Here is an 18,948-nt window from a genome sequence, read left to right on the forward strand (position 1 = left end):
TTAACCGGCTTTACGGTCTTCGCGCGCCATTTTTTCCAGTTTTTGACGGATGCGCTGGCGCTTGAGTGGGGACAAGTAATCCACAAACAGCTTGCCCACCAGATGATCCATCTCATGCTGGATGCAGATAGCCAGCAGATCGTCCGCTTCGAGTTCGAACGGCTTGCCGTTACGGTCCAGGGCGCGGATTTTGATCCACTCGGCGCGGGGCACCAGCGCACGGCTGCCTGGTACAGAGAGGCAACCCTCTTCGATACCTGTGCTGCCTGACTGGGCAATGACTTCCGGGTTGATCAGCACCAGAGGATCTTCTCGATCCTCAGAGACGTCGATAACTATGATGCGCTGATGGATGTCGACCTGAGTTGCGGCCAGGCCTATGCCTTCCTCCGCATACATGGTGTCGAACATATCATCTACAATGTGTTGTAACTCGGGTGTAATGGTCTCGACAGGGGCTGCAACGGTCCGCAGACGTTCATCGGGGAAACGCAATACATCTAGAATGGCCATAGTCTTATCTTTAGTTTCGTATAATTGCAGTCAATATTGACGTAATTCTAGTCATTTACGCCGACAAAAAACAGCAACACTTTGCGCACAGAAATAACAGGGAGTGTTATGTATCTGAAGCAAACGACTTTTGCCTGTCTGCTGGCCCTGATAAGCCAGGGCGCACAGGCCCAGACGCTGTCCCTCAAAAGCGGTTATCCCAGTAACTATGTGGTCCAGAAGGGCGACACCCTGTGGGATATTTCCGGCAAGTATCTCGAGCAGCCTTGGCTTTGGCCCCAGCTCTGGAATATCAATGCGCAGATTGCGAATCCGCACTGGATATACCCGGGGGATGTGCTGCAACTCAGCTGGGTCAATGGCCAGCCGCGCCTCGGCAAGATGGTACAAGGTGGAAAGCGGGTCATCACCCTCTCCCCCAAGAATCACTATGAGAGTAAAGCGAATCCTATCCCGACATTGCCGTTGAGCGAAATTGGTCCCTTCATGCAGACGGATCACATCTTCGCGACGCGCCAGGAGAGCAAGGCCTTGCCCTATATCCTGGGTGAAAATGAAGGCCATGTCGGCATGCTGGAGGGGGCAACCCTCTATGTGCAGGGGGATCTGATCCCGGGTCAGGACTATGGCATCTATCGGCCAGGCACCATTTACAAAGACGAGAAGACCCGCGAGCTGCTGGGCCAGGAGGCCATCTTCGTGGGGACGGCTCATGCGCAGGCGCGACTGGCCAAGGATCGCAGCCGTATCCTCCTCACCAGCAATCAGCGCGAAGTCTATCAGGGGGACAAGCTGATGCCCTTGCCGGCTCAAGAGAACCTCTCTGCCTTGTTTACCCCCAAGGCTGCACCGCTCACCAGCCCTGGCTATGTGGTCGAGTTGCCGAGCAAGGCCCGTGGTGGTGGCAAGTTTGACATTGTCCTAATCAACAAGGGGGCTCGCGATCAGATGGCGCCCGGTGATGTGCTGGACGTGCAGCGACCCGGACTCCGCCTGACTGACAAGTATGGCAAGGTCTCCTATCGCGACTTCTCGTCCCTCTATGACAAGGGCTTCCACTCGGCGGGCCGGACTCCTCTGCCTGACGAGTCCATCGCCCGCATCATGCTGTTCAAGGTCTATGACAAGCTGAGTTACGGCATGATATTGCAGAGCCAGGACATGGTGAGTACAGGTTACAAGGTCAGTAATTTCTGAGCTCGGTCATCATGGATGAACTCCGAGCCTGGCTGATACTGGAAAGCGTACCCGGGATAGGGCCTGTCACCGCTTCGCGTCTTTTGGCGGCCCTGGCTGAGCGTGCCGCCGCAGAAAAGCCAGAGGGTGGCATAACTGCGCTGTTTGATTGCGATGATGCCCATCTCCATGATTTAGGCCTGAAATGGGAGCAGATCAGGGCCCTGCGCCACCCCGGTGCCGGGGTAGATCAGGCGCTTGTCTGGGCTGACCGCCCCGGCAACAGACTCATTTGCCTGGGCAGTCCGGCATATCCTCCCTTGCTGCGGGAGATCCCTGCGGCCCCCCTCTTGCTCTACTGTCGCGGCGATCTTGACGCCTTGTGCTTACCGCAGATTGCCATGGTGGGCAGTCGTCACCCCAGTTATGCGGGCAAAGATAATGCGGCCAGGCTCGCTCAGGCATTGGTGGGATCCGGACTGGCGATCACCTCGGGGTTGGCCCTTGGCATAGATGGCGTCTGCCATCAGCAAGCACTGGCCGCTGGCGGTATCACCCTTGCCGTGCTTGGCTCCGGGTTGGATCAGGTCTACCCCAAACGCCATCAACTCCTGGCTGAGCAGATCCTGGGCAATGGCGGTCTGATCATCTCCGAATTTGCACCGGACAAGGGGCCATTGGCCGAACATTTCCCCCGTCGTAACCGCATCATCAGCGGCCTCTCCCTGGGTACGCTGGTGGTCGAGGCCGCCGAGCAGAGTGGCTCTCTCATCACGGCTCGTTACGCACTGGAGCAAGGGCGTGAGGTGTTTGCCGTGCCCGGTGCCCCGCAAAACGAGCAGGCTTTGGGTTGCAACCGGCTGATCCAGCAGGGGGCCAAACTGGTACTCAATGCCGAGGATGTGCTGGCTGAACTCCACTGGACACAGATTTTCATTCCGTCAGGGGTGGGCGGGGTCCCCTCGGATGCCAGTAATGGTGGCAATATCGACGCTAATACCGCTATTAATAGTGCATTGCCTTATGCCGATTTGTTGGATAACGTAGATTATGAGACCACGAGTGTGGATACCGTTGCCGAACGGACCGAGCTTCCTGTCGAGGTGGTACTGGGCAGATTAGTCGAGCTTGAGCTGGCAGGTGCTGTGATAGCGGTAGCCGGTGGATACGTCAAAGCGAGGAGGGCGAATCATGTTTGATGTATTGATGTACCTTTTCGAGACCTACATCCACAGTGATGCCGATGTAACGGTCGAACAAGATGAACTCACCGACGAGTTGACCCGTGCCGGTTTCGACCAGGACGAGATCAACAAGGCCCTCAACTGGCTGGAACGGCTGGCCAATCTGCACGATAGCGAACGTGAAGTCTATGTGACCGCCAGCGCCCAGGGCTCGATGCGAATCTATGCCCCCGAAGAGTTGGTGCGTCTTGGCACCGAGTGCCGTGGCTTCATGTTGTTCCTGGAGCAGGCTCAGGTACTCAATGCCGAGACCCGCGAGATCTGCATCGAGCGACTGCTCGAACTCGACAAACCCGATATCGAACTCGATGACCTCAAGTGGGTCGTGATGATGGTGCTGTTCAATGTCCCCGGCAGCGAGACCGCTTACCAGCAGATGGAAGAGCTGGTGTTCGACGAGTCGGACGGCATACTGCACTGACAGCCCGGTGCCGCGCTGGTAGAATCCGGATCATCCGAATTCGAGGCGCGGCCATGTCCAAGATCGACCATCAGCTCTTTTCTGCCCACGAGCATGCGCTTGAGCGTGAGCCTTGCCCCCAGTGCGGCGCTGCATTGGTGATCCGCCAAGGCAAGCACGGCCCCTTTCTCGGTTGTGCCAGCTACCCCGCCTGCGACTATATCCGTTCCCTGGCCCCATCCGGTCGCGACATCGAGAAGGTGCTGGAAGGTTCAATCTGTCCCGATTGCGGCCAGCCACTGGCCATCAAGAAGGGACGTTATGGTCTCTTCGTCGGTTGTACCCAATACCCTGCCTGTCAGCACATGGCCTCATTGCAGGAGAGTGGTGATACCCAGATCCCCTGTCCTGCCTGTGGCAAGGGCCATCTGCTCAGCCGCACCTCCCGTTATGGCAAGCAATTCTACAGCTGCAATGACTATCCCCATTGCAAATATGTGGTCAATGACAAGCCGGTGGCCATACCTTGTTCCGAATGTGGCTGGGCTATCATGGTCGAGAAGCGGGTGCGGGGAATATTAAGATTTATCTGCCCGCAAAAGAAATGCGGTCATCAAAGCGAGCAGGTATAATCGCGCCGCCGTCGAGCGAGCGAAACGTTTGCGGTAACTTCAACCCCCCACTTGGAGTAAGGAAATTCCCACCATGAATAAACCGTTTGTTGCTGTGCTGATGGGTTCTGATTCAGATTTCCCCGTGATGCAGACCACCTTGGAAGTACTCAAGTCCTTCGATATCACAGTGGAAGTGAAAGTCACCTCTGCGCACCGTACCCCGGCTGCGACCCACCAGTACGTCACCGATGCCGAAGCCCGTGGTTGCAAGGTCTTCATCTGTGCTGCTGGTTTGGCTGCGCACCTGGCCGGTGCCGTTGCCGGTATCACCACTCGTCCCGTGATCGGTGTGCCCATAGACGGTGGCCCGCTCAAGGGTCTGGATGCTCTGCTCTCCACCGTGCAGATGCCGGGTGGCGTGCCGGTTGCGACCGTTGCCATCGGCAAGGCTGGTGCCAAGAACGCAGGTTATCTGGCCGCACAGATGCTGGCCGTGGCCGATGACGCCCTGGCCGTCAAGGTACGTGCCGAGCGTCAGAAAAATGCCGAAGAAGTGATGGCCAAAGATGCCGCCCTTCAGGCTCAGTTGCTGAAATAAGTCCCATGCGGCAGCTCGGCTGCCGCATTTTTTTGATACAGAATCTCCTATGCAGAACGAATTCGAACAAGCCGTCGCCGCCCTTCGTGCTGGCGGCGTCATTGCCTATGCCACCGAGGCTGTATTTGGCCTGGGGTGCGACCCCGATAACCAGGCTGCCGTGCAGCAGTTGCTCGCCATCAAACAGCGGCCGATGGAGAAGGGGCTTATCTTGATTGCCGCCGATCTGGCCCAGCTGGAGGCTTATATCGACCTGACCCAGTTGAGCGCCGAGCAGCGCGCCCAGGTACTGGCCAGCTGGCCCGGCCCCTTCACCTGGATCATGCCAGCCAGGGCTCATACCCCTGACTGGCTGACTGGCCGATTCGATACCCTGGCAGTACGGATTAGTGCCCACCCCCAGGTTCAGGCCCTGTGTCGTGCCTTCGGCAAGCCACTGGTATCGACCAGTGCCAATCTGACTGGTGAAGAGCCGGCCCGCAATATTGCCCAGATACCGCCCGGGCTGGCCGAACAACTGGCGCATATACAGGCCGGGGAGGTGGGCGGGCTGTGCAACCCGTCCGAGATCAAGGATGCCCGCACTGGTGCCCTGATCCGTCCCTCCTGACATCCCGTTGTCCCCCGTAGGGGAAATTGCGACAAGACGATAACGAGGCGGGACTCTTTGATCCCGTTGGCTGGAGAAGCAATGAGCAAACCTGATGTGGCCGCAGTCAAAACATTCCTGCTGGCGCTGCAAGACAGTATCTGCCAAGGGCTGGAGCAGGCCGATGGCCTGGGCCGCTTCGTCGAAGACGCCTGGACGAGAGACGGGGGTGGCGGTGGCCGCACCCGGGTGATGCGATCCGGCAAGGTGATAGAGCAGGGCGGCGTCAACTTCTCCCATGTCTATGGCGATGCCATGCCTGCCTCGGCTACCGCCCATAGGCCCGAACTGGCCGGGCGCCGCTTCGAGGCGATGGGAGTTTCCCTGGTTATCCATCCCCACAACCCCTATGTACCGACCAGCCATGCCAATGTGCGCTTCTTCATCGCCGAGAAGGAGGGTGAAGATCCCATCTGGTGGTTTGGTGGTGGCTTTGACCTGACGCCCTTTTATCCGTTCGAGCAGGACGTGCGACACTGGCACCAGGTGGCTCATGAGTTGTGTCAGCCATTTGGCGATGATATTTACCCTGAGTTCAAATCTTGGTGCGATCGCTACTTCTATCTCAAGCACAGGGATGAGACTCGCGGCGTTGGCGGCCTCTTCTTTGACGATCTCAACCGTTGGCCGTTCGAGCACTCATTCGCCTTCATGCAGGCAGTGGGTGAGGGTTATCTTGCCGCGTACCTGCCGATCCTGGCTCGCCGCAAAGACACCCCTTATGGTGAGAGGGAGCGCCAGTTCCAGCTCTATCGTCGCGGTCGCTATGTCGAGTTCAATTTGGTCTATGACAGGGGAACCCTGTTTGGCCTGCAAACCGGTGGCCGTACCGAGTCCATACTGATGTCCATGCCGCCCCTGGCACGCTGGGAGTATGACTGGCAGGCCGAGCCAGGTTCTGCTGAGGCTCTGCTCTACACGGATTACCTCACGCCACGGCAGTGGTTCTAATGGAAAGGGTCGCTGAGGCGGCCCTTTTTCATGGGGATTGAACTTGTCCCATGCGGGGAAAAGCCGTTAAATCGGATCACTCTTTCCTAGATGGACACTCGTGATGGACAGGTATGCGGTATTCGGTCACCCGGTGCGACACAGCAAGTCGCCCTTCATTCACACCCTGTTTGCCCGGCAGACCCAGCAGCAGCTGGAGTATGGACTGGCCGATCCCGAGCCGGACGAGTTTGCCGCTGCGCTGCGTCGCTTCTTTGTCGAGGGAGGCAAGGGTTGCAATATTACCGTGCCTTTCAAGGAGCAGGCGTTCGTCCTGGTCGACAGCCTGAGCCTGCGTGCCAAGCTGGCGGGGGCCATCAACACCATCAAGCTGACCGATGATGGCCTGCTGCTTGGCGACAATACCGATGGGGCCGGTCTGGTGGCTGACCTCAAGGCTCAGGGAATTATCCTGGCCGAGAGTCGCATTCTGCTGCTCGGCGCGGGTGGCGCGGCTCGTGGTGCCATTGCTCCCCTGTTGGCGGAAGGGCCCAGCGCTCTGGTTGTCGCCAACCGTACCCATGACAAGGCGGCTCAGCTGGCCCAGCGCTTCGCCAGCCTGGGGCCTATAGTCGCGGCGCAATATGATGCGCTCACGGGGCCGTTCGACCTGGTGATCAACTCCACCTCAGCCAGTCTGCAGGGGGCTCTGCCAGCGATCTCGCCCACGCTCATCCATGCTGATGTTGCCGTGTATGACATGATGTATGGCGCAGATGACACGGCATTCAATGCCTGGGCCAGGGAACAAGGCGCGCGCAAGATCATGGATGGGCTCGGCATGCTGGTGCAACAAGCCGCCGAGGCCTTCACCATTTGGCGGGGCATACGCCCTGGCACAACCCAGGTGCTACGGGAACTGAAACGCAACCTGGAAGGGGGATGACGCAGAGCATTTCCAGACCAGGCGATGGGGCAGGGGACCGCGCAGCGGCCCTCTTTCCCCATGCTACGGATGGGGGCTAGGATCCCTGGCTACATGCATCGCTATCGGTGGGGAAACTAGCCGGTCACCCTCTACTGCGGGATAAGGACTTCCTCAGAGCCTTCTTCAACTCGACATTTGACACGCCACCCCATTAAAACTCATAAATATCAATGCATTACCTTATTTGTCGTTCTTGCTGTCTAGACCAGCCAAGTTTTTTTTCAGGAGAGTGGAACTTTGTCATTATCGCGCTGACTAACTAGATAGTTGAGGAAGTGCTAGTTAGTCACCTTTATAACACCCCGGTATTCGTACTGGGGTTTTTTTTATCCACTTGAAAATTATAAAGAAAAGTCACATTGAGCTTCAGTGAAACTTTGTTACATAAATTACTTTCACTTTTTTGCCGCTTTGATGTACAGTTGTTGACGTAGGGTACAGAGGTAAGATGTTCTATCTTTCAGACCTTTTATTTCACGTAATTGAATGTGGCTGAATAGCTGCCCCGATGAGCTCTCGTCGGGGTGTTTTTTTATGCGTCCGATTTAGAGTAAAGACTTTAAAAATGGCGACTCTTTGATAAAATAGAGCGGTTTCTTGGGTAAACCCAGTTGTCATTTGTTCTCAAGACCCATTTCTTCCCAATTTTGCATTGCTTCTTCAGGCCGGTCTCCTACTCAGGGTACTGGCCTCATTTTTGTGTCTGTCTCGCGCCTGCCGCGGTCTATTTTGGTAATTTAATTACATTTTTCTGTATGGAACTGTTTTTTATTGCCCTTAATCAGTGAAGGTCTGAAAACGTTATCAAGTTGCTTAATTGTTTATTCTTAAAGAGAATTAAATATTTTATCTATTTAAAACAATTAATTGCATAAGAAGCCTCGAATGGAGAATATCGAGCAGGTGAGCAGGTGAGCAGGTGAGCAGGTGAGCAGGTGGGGGAAAGGGTTTCAATTAGCGGAGCCCAGCTCCGCTAATTGAAAAATGGCGGGGTTTAATCGGCGTCATGCTCGACGTCGAAGTTCCCTTCAGCGGTGTCACCCGCGAGGTACCAACCAGTCAGGGTCTGCGCCAGCTTTTCCAGCCCGATCTGATTGAGGGAGGAGAATGCCTCGACCTGGATCTGGGGACCCAGATTGGCAACAGCCTGACGCACCTTGATCACCTGGGTGTTACGCGGGCCTGGGCTCAGCTTGTCCGCCTTGGTCAGCAGCAGCATGACAGGCAGTTCGCGGTGGGAGCTCCACTCCAGCATGTTCATGTCGGTTTCCTTGAGCGGGTGGCGGATATCCATCAGGATCACCAGACCTTTCAAGGACTCACGGCGTTGCAAATATTCGGCCAGTGACTTTTGCCACTTTAGCTTCATTTCCAGTGGAACCTGGGCATAACCATAACCTGGCAAGTCGACCAGACGTTTGCCGGGTTCCAGTTCAAACAGGTTGATCAACTGGGTCCGGCCGGGGGTTTTACTGGTCCGGGCCAGGTTCTTGTGCTTGGTTAAGGTGTTCAATGCTGATGACTTGCCTGCGTTGGAACGCCCGGCAAACGCAATCTCGACACCCCCATCATTTGGTAGGTGACGGATGTCGGGTGCGCTGGTCACAAAATGCACCTTATTGAAATTCAGAGTTTGTGTATCCAACGTAAATTCCCCATGGAGAGAGAGGGTTATAGAGTTACTTTTTTGTGAAATCGTGTAAAATGGCGTCGCTTAAACGCGTTTATTTTAACATGCCTTCAGCGGCATGGGATCGGAAGCCTAATAACGAGAAGTTGGAACGCCATGAAGAACCTAGTCATTACTCTTGCTCTGATGGTTGGCGTAACGGGGATGGCACAAGCCACAGGCGATGCCGCTGCGGGACAAACCAAGTCGGCGGTCTGCGCTGCATGTCATGGACCGGACGGAAACAGCCCGGCTGATATTTACCCCAAGCTCACTGGCCAGCACGCATCATATATTAAAAAACAATTAGTGGAACTGAAGGCTGCCGCTTCTGGTAACACGGGTCGCGCTTCTCCCATCATGGGAGCCATGGCTTTGCCCCTGTCAGAGCAGGATATGGACGACCTGGCCGCCTACTTCTCCAGCCAACAAATTACACCGGTTGCCGTTCCTGATGAGGTCGTTGCCGCTGGCAAGGCGCTCTATATGGGCGGTGACATGAGCCGCGGTCTGCCTGCTTGTTCTTCTTGTCATGGCCCCCGTGGTGCCGGCGTAGAGCAGGCGAAGTACCCCAGCCTGTCCGGTCAACATCCTGCCTACATCAAGGCGCAGCTGGAAGGCTTCCGTGCCGCCACCCGCGACAATGATCCCAATGGCATGATGCGAGACATCGCCAAGAAGCTGACGGACAAGGACATCGAGATTTTGTCCAAATATGTGCCAGGGTTGCACTAACTGGCGCGCGACAGAATCTTTGCTGTGATTGCATCAGCGCAACAAACAGGGAGCCCTTGGGCTCCCTGTTTTGTTTTCGGTGGCTTTGACCAGTTTCCCTGTGCGAGATCCACCATTTCCCTCGGCGGCCCAGGCTGAAAAAATTGCATTAAATAAAATAAAGTTATTATTTTTTAATTGGTTATTCATTGCCTATGCAGTTTGGCCCCTCCCTTGAGACTGAGCTCGGATTGAGCCAGTCATCGAACTTGGTAAAGTGGTAACAAGGAAACGGCCCAAGGATTGGGTCAAGGCTTCACCCAGGGAGTGGTGAGGGCAGGACGCCGGGAATGGCAGGGTGCCAGGCAAGGGAGTGAAAGATCAGGATGGTGACCTCTCGGGAAGAGAGGGTGATGCGGGACGCAACCACCTTGACGCGTTACAGGCGAGTAGAGCGTCGAGTCAAGCAAGCACACGCATATTCAGGAACGATCAATAAGGTCAGGATGACCATAAAAAGATATGAAGCGAGGCGTCAGGGAAGGGCGACATCGACAGGAATAGGACTCGCACAAGCATATCGGGGCAGCTTCGGCTGCCTTTTTTCTATTGGATGATTAACCCGGGCCGACATTTTGTGTCAAAATACCAGCAACATGCCCAGAGGATACCGATCCTGCGGTGTTCAGCTGCCTTGCGAGGCACAAATGATGCTGGATCCTGTGCTCGTCCTCATTATTCACTGTCAGCATCCTATCCCGCCAGACGCCCCAGGTGTCTTGTGACGGGTTTTATATATTCAGCAATGTCCCGGAGTCATTCATGTCTGCCAAACAACCCACTCGCAAACCCACCGGTAAGCGCAAAGAATCAGATACCAGCGCCCTGGAAGGCCGCGAGCGTAAACGTGCTGCCAAGCGCAAAGGCTTGAAGGCAGGGACTCGCCAGCAGGTTGCCGAGCCCAAAAACAGTGGCAACAAACAGGCGCAGGATCCCCGTCTGGGCTCCCGCAAGCCGGTCGTCTTGATTGTGGATGACAAACAGAGCAAGCCGAAGCCAGCCAAAGCCCCCAGAGAGAAGATCCTCAAGCTGACTCCCGAGCAGGAGCTGGCCGCCATCGAGAACGACGATCGCCTCAACGACTTCCTCGATCGTCTGGATGAGGGTGAGACCCTGAGCGCCGCCGATCAGGCTTGGGTCGATCAGCGGGTCGATCGTTATCAGGAACTGATGGACGAACTCGGCATCATAGATGACGAGGATGAGGAGGAGCCGGCGATCATGGATGACTTCGAAGAGGCCCAGGCCCCGGCGACCGAAGAAGATCTGTGGGATCGCTTTAACAAGGCCGACTATCAGCCACAGCCCGTTGAGCCCAAGAAGAAGTGAGCACGGCGCTGATACTGGCTACCCTGGCGGGTAGCCTTATTTTACTGGGTTTGGCCATCTATGCGGGCATGCTGCTGGCCCGGGTGCGTCGTCAGGGCGAGCTACAGGCAAGGGCCATTCGCGAGCGCAACGAGCGCATCCTCGACAGTGTGCGACTCATCGCCCATGCGGTGCGTGATGGCCAGTGTGACTATTCGGAAGGGGCCATACGACTGACCAACCTGCTCAATGCCCTGCAGATCAAAGAGGGACGAGCCTTCGCCGAGGAGTTCCCCGGTTTGTACGATCTGTACGAGAAGGTGAAGGATATGCCGACCCATGAGGCCCGCAAGGCGTTCAAGCGCAACGAGATCATGAAGATGGATCTGGAGCGCAGCGGCTACGAGGTTGAACTGGAGGCGCAGATCCTCAAGGATGTCACCCTGTTGAAGGATTTCCAGCTGGGTCACTGATCCCGGCCAACCCATGAGGAAACAAGTGTGCGAGTCGAACCCCTAGTGTGGGATCAGGCGCTGATCGAGAAATACAATCACAGCGGCCCCCGTTATACCTCCTATCCCACCGCCCTGGAGTTCAACGAAACGTTCGGTTATCCGGACTTCGTGCACGCCGCAGGTCAGTATCCCGATCGCAACCTCTCCCTCTACGTGCACATCCCCTTCTGCCACAAGCTCTGCTACTACTGTGGCTGCAACAAGGTGATCACTCGTCATCAGCACAAGGCCGATCAGTATCTCGATTATCTGGAGCGGGAAATTGCCGCCCAGGCTCCGCTGTTTGCCGGCCGTACCGTGACCCAGCTCCATTGGGGCGGCGGCACACCCACCTATCTGGACGAGGCCCAGAGCCGACGTCTGATGGCCATGCTGCGCACCCATTTTCACTTCGCAGACGCTGGCGAAATCAGCATCGAAGTGGATCCGCGCGAGATTGAGCTGCATATGCTGGATGTACTGCGGGAGCTGGGCTTTAACCGCATCAGCCTGGGGGTACAGGACTTCAACAAGCAGGTGCAGCGGGCGGTCAACCGCGAGCAGGACAACGACTTCATCCGCGCCATGCTGGAGCGGGCCCGTGAACTGGGTTTCCGCTCCACCAACCTCGATCTCATCTATGGTCTGCCCCATCAGGATCGCGACAGCTTCCACCACACCCTGGAAGAGGTGCTGAAAACGGATCCGGCCCGGCTCTCCATCTTCAACTATGCCCACCTGCCGAGCCGGTTTGCCGCCCAGCACAAGCTGAAAGAGGCGGACATGCCGGCGCCTCGGGAGAAGCTGGCTATGTTGCAAGACACCATTTCTTTCCTGACCGGTCAGGGTTATCAGTTTATCGGTATGGATCACTTCGCCAAACCCGATGACGAGTTGGCGGTGGCCCAGCGAGCGGGCAAGCTGCATCGCAACTTCCAGGGTTACACCACCCAGGGGGATTGCGACCTGCTGGGGCTGGGGGTCTCCTCGATCAGCATGATGGGGGATGCCTACTCCCAGAATCAGAAGGATCTCAAGGCCTATTACGCCCAGGTGGAAGCGCGAGGGCATGCCCAATGGAAAGGCTGCGCGCTCAAGCCCGATGACCTTATCCGCCGGGAGGTGATCAAGCGGCTCATCTGCGACTTCTCTCTGGAGTTTGCCGTCGTCGAGCAGGCCCATGACCTGGTCTTCAACACGTACTTTGCGGAAGATCTCAAGCTGCTGCAGACCTTCGTCGATGATGGTCTGGTGCGATTGACCGACACCGGCCTGGAGGTGGTCGGCACGGGTCAACTGCTCATTCGCAACATCTGCATGTGCTTCGATGTCTATCTGCGCAATGCGGCGCGGGCTCAGCAGTTCTCCCGGGTGATCTGACCCGGCTGCGAGCGGCTGGCCAAGCAATAAAAAACCGCCATACAGGCGGTTTTTTATTGCTGCTGAATCGAGCCTCGGCTTGATGAGGCGTCAGCGAGCGACGGCACTGGCGGCCAGTGCGGCTTTTTCCTGCTTGCTCAGGAAGGCGAGCTTGAGGCCATTTTCCTGGGCGGTGCGTATCTGGCTGGCGGTGAGACCGGCCGCCGGGGCCGCTACCTCGTATTCATGACGCAGCTCTATGCCTTCCACCGCAGGATCGTCGGTGTTGAGGCAGGCGAGCACACCATGGTCCAGGAACTGGCGAATGGGGTGGCTCTGCAGGCTCTCGACCGTACTTGTCTGCAGGTTGGAGGTGAGGCAGGACTCGATGCCGATGCCGTGCTCGGCCAGATAGTCCATCAAGCGGGGATCCTGCACCGCCTTGACCCCGTGGCCGATACGAGTCGCACCGAGGTCGCGGATCGCCTGCCACATGCTCTCGGGGCCCGCCGCCTCGCCGGCATGGACGGTGACCTGCAAACCGGCATCACGCACCCGGCGAAAATGGTCGGTAAAGAGCTCGCCAGGGAAGCCGAGCTCATCACCGGCCAGATCGATGGCGACCAGTTGGCTGCTGTGCGCCAGGCAGGCTTCCAGTTCGCGGCGGCACTGTTCGGTGCCAAAGGTGCGGCTCATGATACCGATGAGCTTGGCCTTGACGCCAACGTCGCGGCAACCCGCCTGGACGCCGTCGATCACCGCTTCAACCACCCCTTGGGGATCCAGCTTGTGGGCCATGGCCATGTAAGCGGGGCTGAAGCGCAGCTCGGCGTAGTCGATACCGGCACGCAGCAGGTCTTCGGCATTCTCGTATGCGACCCGGCGACAGGCGTCGTAATCTGCCAGCACGGCCACCCCCCAATCAAGCTTCTTCAGAAAGGCGACCAGGCTGGGCTCGTTCTCGACTATCTGCACATGGGGGCGCAGTGCCTCCAGCTCAAAGGCGGGCAGGGCGATGTTGTGCTGACGGCCGAGCTCGAGGATGGTCTGGGCCCGGATGTTGCCGTCCAGGTGACGATGGAGGTCGGTCAGGGGGAGGGATCTGTCAATCATGAGGGGTGCCTTCTTCGAGCCGATGATAGAGAAGCTAGTCATTTTAGGCAGGGATGACAAAAAAGATACCCTGTTTGAAATCAAAGGGGGTCGAATCACAGCCGGGGTGGTGGGGGCGTGATGGTAAGCGTTTTTCTGGCAAGCCGGGAGGTGCCGTCCAACAACCGGTTGCTGGCCGACAACCATGGTTGCGGGTGAGGAGGGCTGCCAGAGGCAGCAGAAGTCGCACTGCCGGTCTCCTCGAGCACTGCCCGGAGAGAAGAAAAACCCGGCCATCAGGGCCGGGGTTACTGTATGACAGTGAAATCATCTGAGGAATGTAGTGATGCGACCTGAGGTGGGTTGAGCGGGTCGCAGGGGCTGACCCCACGTCGGCGTGGCTTGCGCCAGCACCTTACAGCATGTCCGACATGCGCTCTTTCATATCGGACTGCCACTCTCTTTGCCTCTGACTCGCCTGCTGCTTGGTGGCAACAAGCTGGCCAGCCGCAATACATGCACCTGCTTACAGCATGCCGGGGATGCCGGCCTTCATCTCGGCCGGCCAGACACCGACTTGTACCTGTCCTATGTGCTCTTTCTGCAGGAGCAGCATGGCCAGACGGGATTGGCCAATACCGCCACCTATGGTCTGCGGCATGCGTTCTGCCAACAGATCCTGATGCCACTCATAACCCAGGCGATCTTCATCCCCGGTGATGGCGAGCTGGCGGCGCAGGGCCTCGGCGTCAACCCGGATCCCCATGGAGGAGATCTCGAAGCTGTCTTCCAGCACCGGGTTCCACACCAGGATGTCACCGTTCAGACCGGCCAGGCCCAGTTCGCTCTCGCTGCTCCAGTCGTCATAGTCCGGGGCACGTACATCGTGGCGCTCGCCGTGGGAGAGGGCGCCACCAATACCCATCAGGAAGACGGCCCCCAGCTCCTTGGCGATGGCCCGCTCGCGCCCCTTGGCATCCAGATCCGGGTAGCGGGTCAGCAGCGCTTCGCTGTGCAGGAACTGGATCTCCGCCGGCAGGAAGGGGGTCAGTTCATGTTCGGCGCAGACCGCGCGCTCTGTGGCCTTGATGGCGCTCCAGATGCCGCGCACCGTCTCCTGCAGGTAGGCGAGATCCCGGCGCTCGCCCGGCATCACCTTCTCCCAGTCCCACTGATCCACGTAGACCGAATGGATGGGGGTGAGTCTGTCTTCGTCCGGGCGCAGGGCCTTCATGTGGGTGTAGATGCCTTCACCCGGGGCGAAGCCGAAGCGGCCCAGGGTCTGGCGCTTCCACTTGGCCAGGGAGTGCACCACCTCATAGCTGTGTTCGGGTAGTGTCTTCACCTTGACCTGCACCGCATTCTCACAGCCGGAGAGATTGTCCTGAGTGCCATCGCCGACCCGGCTCAGCATGGGGGCTTGCACCTCCATCAGGCCCAGCTGCTGGGCGAGTTGGCGGGAGAACATCTCTTTGACGAAGCTGATCTGCTGTTGGCTGCGAATGTAGTGCTGTTTCATTGTGGTTTCCTGTCTCTGACTGCCGTGATGTGTGGCGATTCTTCAACAGAAGTGACACTTAATTCAATATTCGATAATGAAAATACCATTTATCTATTTTTATCATCAAAATAAGTGCTAGTTTAATGAGATATCGACAATGAGAGAGCAAAAAAGTGCCAGAAAATTATCGGATCGATAATCTCGATCAGGCCATCCTCAGCGCCCTGATGGACAATGCCCGCATTCCTTACGCCGAGTTGGCCAAGCAACTCGCCGTCAGCCCCGGCACCATTCATGTGCGGGTGGAGAAGATGAAACAGGCGGGGATCATCGAAGGGACCCGGGTACAGGTCAACGCCAAGCGCCTCGGCTATGACGTCTGCTGCTTTATCGGCATCAATCTCAAGAGTGCCAAGGACTATCCCTCGGCCCTGGCCAGATTGCAGGCCCTGGACGAGGTGGTCGAGGCCTATTACACCACGGGCAACTACAGCATCTTCATCAAGGTGATGACCCGTTCCATCGACGAGTTGCAGACGGTGCTGATCCACAAGATCCAGACCATAGACGAGATCCAGTCGACGGAAACCCTGATCTCGTTGCAGAACCCGATCCTGCGAGATGTGAAGCCCTGATGATTGCCCGCTCCGGTGCATGGGATGAGATCCATTTCCCATGGAAACCCTGATCTCGCTGCAGAACCCGATATTGAGAGACGTGAAGCCCTGAGCGATGGAACAAGGCCGCCGGCCGATAGCGGGTGGTGAGTGATCAGGGCTCGAGATAGGGAATGCCGTACTTGGCGAACAGTGCCTGGAGCCGGCCATCCTGTTTCATCTGCAGCAGTTGGGCATCATAGGCCGCCATCAGGGCCTGGGTCTGGTCATCGGCCCGCGCCTTGCACCAGACGTGATAGTAGAGGCTGGCGTTGAGTGGTTGGGGCAAATAGTCGACGCTCTCTTCCAGGTGCTCCTCCCGGATCTGGCCAAAGGCGCTGACCAGGGACATGGGCACCAGATCGATCCGGCCGGCGACCAGCTTGCGCAACTGCAGCTGGTTGAGGGGGATCTCCTGGAAGTGGTACGCCGGATCATGCACGGCCGCACTGAGTTCAGGGGTGTAGGCATAATCCTTGGTGATACCGATGCGCCAGGGCTTGAGATCGCTCAGGACCCGATAGCGGATGCGATCCTTGTCCTGCTTGCGCACGAAGAAGTGCCAGCTGTGGCGGATATGGGCTTGCGTAGGGTAGAGCAGATAGCTATCTCGCTCCGCTTTGTAGGAGAGGCTCATCAAGAGATCATACTCACCCATCTTGGCGTTGCGGGTGAGCCGGGCGCCCGAATCGGTCAGTTCGATGCGAATGGGCACCTTGAGGGCGGTGAAGATCTCGGTCAACAACTCGACATCCATCCCCGCCGGTGTCTGCTGTGCATCCAGGTATTTGAGCGGCGGCTCCAGCATGCCACCAATGACCAGGGTCTTGGCGGGCAGGGCGAACGACAGTAATAGGCATAACAGAGACAAGGTCCGCAATCTGCTTCTCCAAAAGCCATCCATGGCGGTGCATCGACCGCGGCTGTCTAACAGAAGATCGACCGTCCCTGGCCAATCCTGAAATAAGGGACTCCTCTGACTAGGTCTGCTGGCAACCCTTGAGCTGCTGGTTGAGGGCCTGCATCACCTGGCGGCGACTGATGATGCCAATCACCTTGCCCTGTTCAACCACGGGATAAATGCGCGGCTTGGCCCCGGTCATCTGGCGAGCGAGATCCAGTATGCTCTCATCCGGCCCGATGGACAGCGGCGTTTTGCTCATCATGTCCTGTACCTGGGTGCGGGTATCGCAATGGTAGGTCCCCGTCAGCAGGCTGGGGATGCAGTCCTGCTCGGACAAGAAGCCAACCAGTTGCTGTTTGTCGTCCAGCACCGGCAGGCCACTCAGTCCCGAGGCGTGCAGACTGTCCAGGGCGGCGGCCAGTCCCTGCTGTGGTGTAAGGGAATGGCTCAGGCGGCTCAGGTGATCGCGTACTTGTAACATATTGATTGCTCCACGGTTCTGGTTGGCTTCACTATGAGGGTGTCGCCATGATGATGCCAATGGGTGGTGCCGCAAGGATTGATAGACAATACCATTGGTGATGGATGCAAGATGCGATCGGCGGGGCAATTTCATGACAAGTTTGACACCCGTCTGGCCTGTGTATGGGAGGGAGAGACTATGCGTGCCTTGGTGACGGGAGTGGGCCGACGACTCGGTTTCTATCTGTGTGAGCAGTTGGTGGCCGCCGGTTGGCAGGTGACGGGACAGTACAGATCGGCGCGACCCGAGCTGGAAAGATTGCGCGCCCTCGGGGTTGAACTCATCCAGGCCGACTTCACCCGGCCGAGGGAGGTCGCCGCCCTGGCTGCCGCTCTGGCGCATTGCCCGGATCTGGGGCTCATCATTCACAACGCCTCGGCGTTCGAGCCCCTGGCCGAAGATGCGGCCGGTCGGTTGGCCCAGCTCGATCGCTTCTATCAGGTGCACATGGCGGCACCTTTCGCGCTCAATCAGGCGCTGGCCCCCCGCTTGGCCTGCAACGATAACGCCAGCATCATCCAGATCACCGACATCTATATTCATGCGCCTCCGCCGCAGTTTGCCGGCTATGTCGCGACCAAGGCGGGGGCTCACACCCTGGCCATGAGCCTGGCCAGAGAGTTGGCGCCACGGGTGCGGGTCAATACCATAGAACCGGGCCCCATCCTGTTTCTCGATGAGCATGGCGACGCCTGGCGTCAGCAGGTGCTGGCCAAAACACCCCTGGCACGGGAAGGGGGGCTGGAGCCTATCTGGCAGGCGGTGCAATTACTGCTGAGCAACACCTATATGACGGGGGCGAGCATCAAGGTGGATGGTGGCCGCTCCCTGGCCAGCCTCTGATTCCTGACTGAGGGTGACGGGACTCTGGCCCAGGTGCAGACCCCAAGGGGTGAGGGCCACTTTCTTCACATTCAGGGCCTGCTCGCCATAGAGTTCCGCCAGCAGATCCTTGAGATAGGCGTCGACTTCTGCTGCGTGGAAGTCGTCATCCTCACGCATCGCCAGTATGTCGATATCGAGGGGCCTGTCATGCACCTTGCAGAGGGGATCGGAGCGATCCCGCCCGTGGGCCTGCTCCATGGCCACGAATTCAGCCTTCAGATGCTGGGGGCTGGCCTCGCTCTCGATCACGAACAGGCAATTGAGGAAGTCATGGCATGAGTGCATGCCGACGGGTTTGGTCTGGATCACCGAACTGAGCTGCACACGCCGGAAGCGCTTCAGTAGTTCACCGAGCGCTTGACCGACATGGTGATCAGGCTCGAGATTGGATCCTATGCTACACAGATAGAACATGCCGCGATTCCTTGCGTTAGGGCTCATCTGAAATGGTTACTTGGCTCACGTTAATCCCCTTAACTATGCATTAACATCGGCCAGGTATGTTGTGATCGGGCTCTGATTGAGCAACTAAGGAGGGGTTATGAGTATAGAAATGAAGTGGGCTTTGCTGACGGCGAGCGGTGCCTTGGCCATGGTATTTGTCATCAGTACCATCGCCGTGCTCTTCGTCTGATCGGGTTAGAGACGATCAAACCGGCCACTGGGCCGGT

The 18,948-nt window shown here is 57.6% G+C and carries 23 protein-coding genes; 16 read left to right on the forward strand and 7 right to left on the reverse strand.

Going from position 1 to position 18,948, the window contains the following annotated elements; all coding sequences use genetic code 11:
- Positions 1-513 carry a peptide deformylase gene (def, locus tag BN1130_RS01830; RefSeq protein ID WP_005893461.1) on the reverse strand — a complete coding sequence of 171 codons (513 nt, stop codon included), beginning with the start codon at positions 511-513 and terminating at the stop codon, positions 1-3.
- Positions 514-621: 108 nt separating this feature from the next.
- Here def and BN1130_RS01835 point away from each other — a divergent pair, with 108 nt between their 5' ends.
- The 9 genes from BN1130_RS01835 to spfP all read left to right on the forward strand — a co-directional run bounded on the left by BN1130_RS01835 (position 622) and on the right by spfP (position 7,608).
- Positions 622-1,710: a LysM peptidoglycan-binding domain-containing protein gene (locus BN1130_RS01835; RefSeq protein ID WP_042039910.1), complete on the forward strand. Its 1,089-nt coding sequence runs from the start codon at positions 622-624 to the stop codon at positions 1,708-1,710.
- Between the two features lie 11 nt (positions 1,711-1,721).
- Positions 1,722-2,888 (forward strand): DNA-processing protein DprA, encoded by a 1,167-nt coding sequence (gene dprA, locus BN1130_RS01840; RefSeq protein ID WP_042039911.1) that lies wholly within the window; start codon positions 1,722-1,724, stop codon positions 2,886-2,888.
- A complete protein-coding gene (locus BN1130_RS01845; RefSeq protein ID WP_042039912.1) occupies positions 2,881-3,354 on the forward strand; it encodes a DUF494 family protein in 474 nt (157 codons plus the stop codon). Before dprA ends, BN1130_RS01845 begins: the two co-directional genes overlap by 8 nt.
- 53 nt (positions 3,355-3,407) lie before the next feature.
- Positions 3,408-3,965, forward strand: a complete 558-nt coding sequence (locus BN1130_RS01850) for a DNA topoisomerase family protein (protein WP_042039913.1) — start codon at positions 3,408-3,410, stop codon at positions 3,963-3,965.
- Between the two features lie 73 nt (positions 3,966-4,038).
- Positions 4,039-4,545 (forward strand): 5-(carboxyamino)imidazole ribonucleotide mutase, encoded by a 507-nt coding sequence (purE, locus tag BN1130_RS01855; protein ID WP_042039915.1) that lies wholly within the window; start codon positions 4,039-4,041, stop codon positions 4,543-4,545.
- 49 nt (positions 4,546-4,594) lie between these two features.
- A complete protein-coding gene (gene tsaC / locus BN1130_RS01860) occupies positions 4,595-5,155 on the forward strand; it encodes an L-threonylcarbamoyladenylate synthase type 1 TsaC (protein ID WP_042039916.1) in 561 nt (186 codons plus the stop codon).
- Between the two features lie 81 nt (positions 5,156-5,236).
- Positions 5,237-6,145, forward strand: coding sequence for an oxygen-dependent coproporphyrinogen oxidase (hemF, locus tag BN1130_RS01865; protein WP_042039917.1), 909 nt, complete (start codon positions 5,237-5,239; stop codon positions 6,143-6,145).
- 103 nt (positions 6,146-6,248) lie between these two features.
- Positions 6,249-7,070 (forward strand): shikimate dehydrogenase, encoded by an 822-nt coding sequence (gene aroE / locus BN1130_RS01870; protein ID WP_042039919.1) that lies wholly within the window; start codon positions 6,249-6,251, stop codon positions 7,068-7,070.
- A 490-nt stretch (positions 7,071-7,560) separates the two neighbouring features.
- Complete coding sequence (gene spfP / locus BN1130_RS23285) at positions 7,561-7,608, forward strand: small protein SpfP (protein WP_462101308.1); 48 nt, start codon at positions 7,561-7,563, stop codon at positions 7,606-7,608.
- 498 nt (positions 7,609-8,106) lie between these two features.
- Here the strand turns inward: spfP and yihA are convergent, their stop codons facing one another.
- Positions 8,107-8,757 (reverse strand): ribosome biogenesis GTP-binding protein YihA/YsxC, encoded by a 651-nt coding sequence (yihA, locus tag BN1130_RS01875; protein WP_042039921.1) that lies wholly within the window; start codon positions 8,755-8,757, stop codon positions 8,107-8,109.
- A 141-nt stretch (positions 8,758-8,898) separates the two neighbouring features.
- Here yihA and BN1130_RS01880 point away from each other — a divergent pair, with 141 nt between their 5' ends.
- From BN1130_RS01880 to hemN, 4 genes are all read left to right on the forward strand, one after another.
- Complete coding sequence (locus BN1130_RS01880; RefSeq protein ID WP_042039922.1) at positions 8,899-9,516, forward strand: c-type cytochrome; 618 nt, start codon at positions 8,899-8,901, stop codon at positions 9,514-9,516.
- 801 nt (positions 9,517-10,317) lie between these two features.
- Positions 10,318-10,884: a Der GTPase-activating protein YihI gene (gene yihI / locus BN1130_RS01885; protein WP_042039923.1), complete on the forward strand. Its 567-nt coding sequence runs from the start codon at positions 10,318-10,320 to the stop codon at positions 10,882-10,884.
- An 11-nt stretch (positions 10,885-10,895) separates the two neighbouring features.
- On the forward strand, positions 10,896-11,336 hold the full coding sequence (locus BN1130_RS01890) for a DUF2489 domain-containing protein (protein WP_042039961.1): 441 nt from the start codon (positions 10,896-10,898) through the stop codon (positions 11,334-11,336).
- Positions 11,337-11,363: 27 nt separating this feature from the next.
- Positions 11,364-12,737 carry an oxygen-independent coproporphyrinogen III oxidase gene (hemN, locus tag BN1130_RS01895; protein ID WP_042039924.1) on the forward strand — a complete coding sequence of 458 codons (1,374 nt, stop codon included), beginning with the start codon at positions 11,364-11,366 and terminating at the stop codon, positions 12,735-12,737.
- Between the two features lie 90 nt (positions 12,738-12,827).
- On the opposite strand, the gene add is transcribed toward hemN, so the two are convergent.
- Together add and asnA are read right to left on the reverse strand one after the other, a co-directional pair.
- The gene (add, locus tag BN1130_RS01900; RefSeq protein ID WP_042039925.1) at positions 12,828-13,829 is read right to left on the reverse strand and encodes an adenosine deaminase; all 1,002 of its coding nucleotides are present in this window, start codon (positions 13,827-13,829) and stop codon (positions 12,828-12,830) included.
- A gap of 505 nt (positions 13,830-14,334) precedes the next feature.
- A complete protein-coding gene (asnA, locus tag BN1130_RS01905; protein WP_042039926.1) occupies positions 14,335-15,327 on the reverse strand; it encodes an aspartate--ammonia ligase in 993 nt (330 codons plus the stop codon).
- 155 nt (positions 15,328-15,482) lie between these two features.
- Here asnA and asnC point away from each other — a divergent pair, with 155 nt between their 5' ends.
- Complete coding sequence (gene asnC, locus BN1130_RS01910; RefSeq protein WP_042039927.1) at positions 15,483-15,944, forward strand: transcriptional regulator AsnC; 462 nt, start codon at positions 15,483-15,485, stop codon at positions 15,942-15,944.
- A gap of 136 nt (positions 15,945-16,080) precedes the next feature.
- On the opposite strand, the gene BN1130_RS01915 is transcribed toward asnC, so the two are convergent.
- A complete protein-coding gene (locus BN1130_RS01915) occupies positions 16,081-16,845 on the reverse strand; it encodes a substrate-binding periplasmic protein (RefSeq protein ID WP_042039928.1) in 765 nt (254 codons plus the stop codon).
- 100 nt (positions 16,846-16,945) lie between these two features.
- A complete protein-coding gene (locus tag BN1130_RS01920) occupies positions 16,946-17,350 on the reverse strand; it encodes a CBS domain-containing protein (protein ID WP_042039929.1) in 405 nt (134 codons plus the stop codon).
- A 180-nt stretch (positions 17,351-17,530) separates the two neighbouring features.
- Between BN1130_RS01920 and BN1130_RS01925 the strand changes: the two genes are divergently transcribed.
- Positions 17,531-18,235, forward strand: a complete 705-nt coding sequence (locus BN1130_RS01925; protein ID WP_042039962.1) for an SDR family oxidoreductase — start codon at positions 17,531-17,533, stop codon at positions 18,233-18,235.
- Here the strand turns inward: BN1130_RS01925 and BN1130_RS01930 are convergent.
- Positions 18,161-18,691 (reverse strand): 2-amino-4-hydroxy-6-hydroxymethyldihydropteridine diphosphokinase, encoded by a 531-nt coding sequence (locus tag BN1130_RS01930; RefSeq protein ID WP_042039930.1) that lies wholly within the window; start codon positions 18,689-18,691, stop codon positions 18,161-18,163. The genes BN1130_RS01925 and BN1130_RS01930 overlap by 75 nt on opposite strands.
- A gap of 127 nt (positions 18,692-18,818) precedes the next feature.
- Between BN1130_RS01930 and cydH the strand changes: the two genes are divergently transcribed.
- The gene (gene cydH / locus BN1130_RS22045; RefSeq protein ID WP_157013853.1) at positions 18,819-18,911 is read left to right on the forward strand and encodes a cytochrome bd-I oxidase subunit CydH; all 93 of its coding nucleotides are present in this window, start codon (positions 18,819-18,821) and stop codon (positions 18,909-18,911) included.
- The last annotated feature ends 37 nt before the right edge of the window (positions 18,912-18,948 follow it).

Origin of the sequence: Aeromonas rivuli (genome assembly GCF_000820045.1) — a bacterium.
GTDB lineage: Bacteria > Pseudomonadota > Gammaproteobacteria > Enterobacterales > Aeromonadaceae > Aeromonas > Aeromonas rivuli.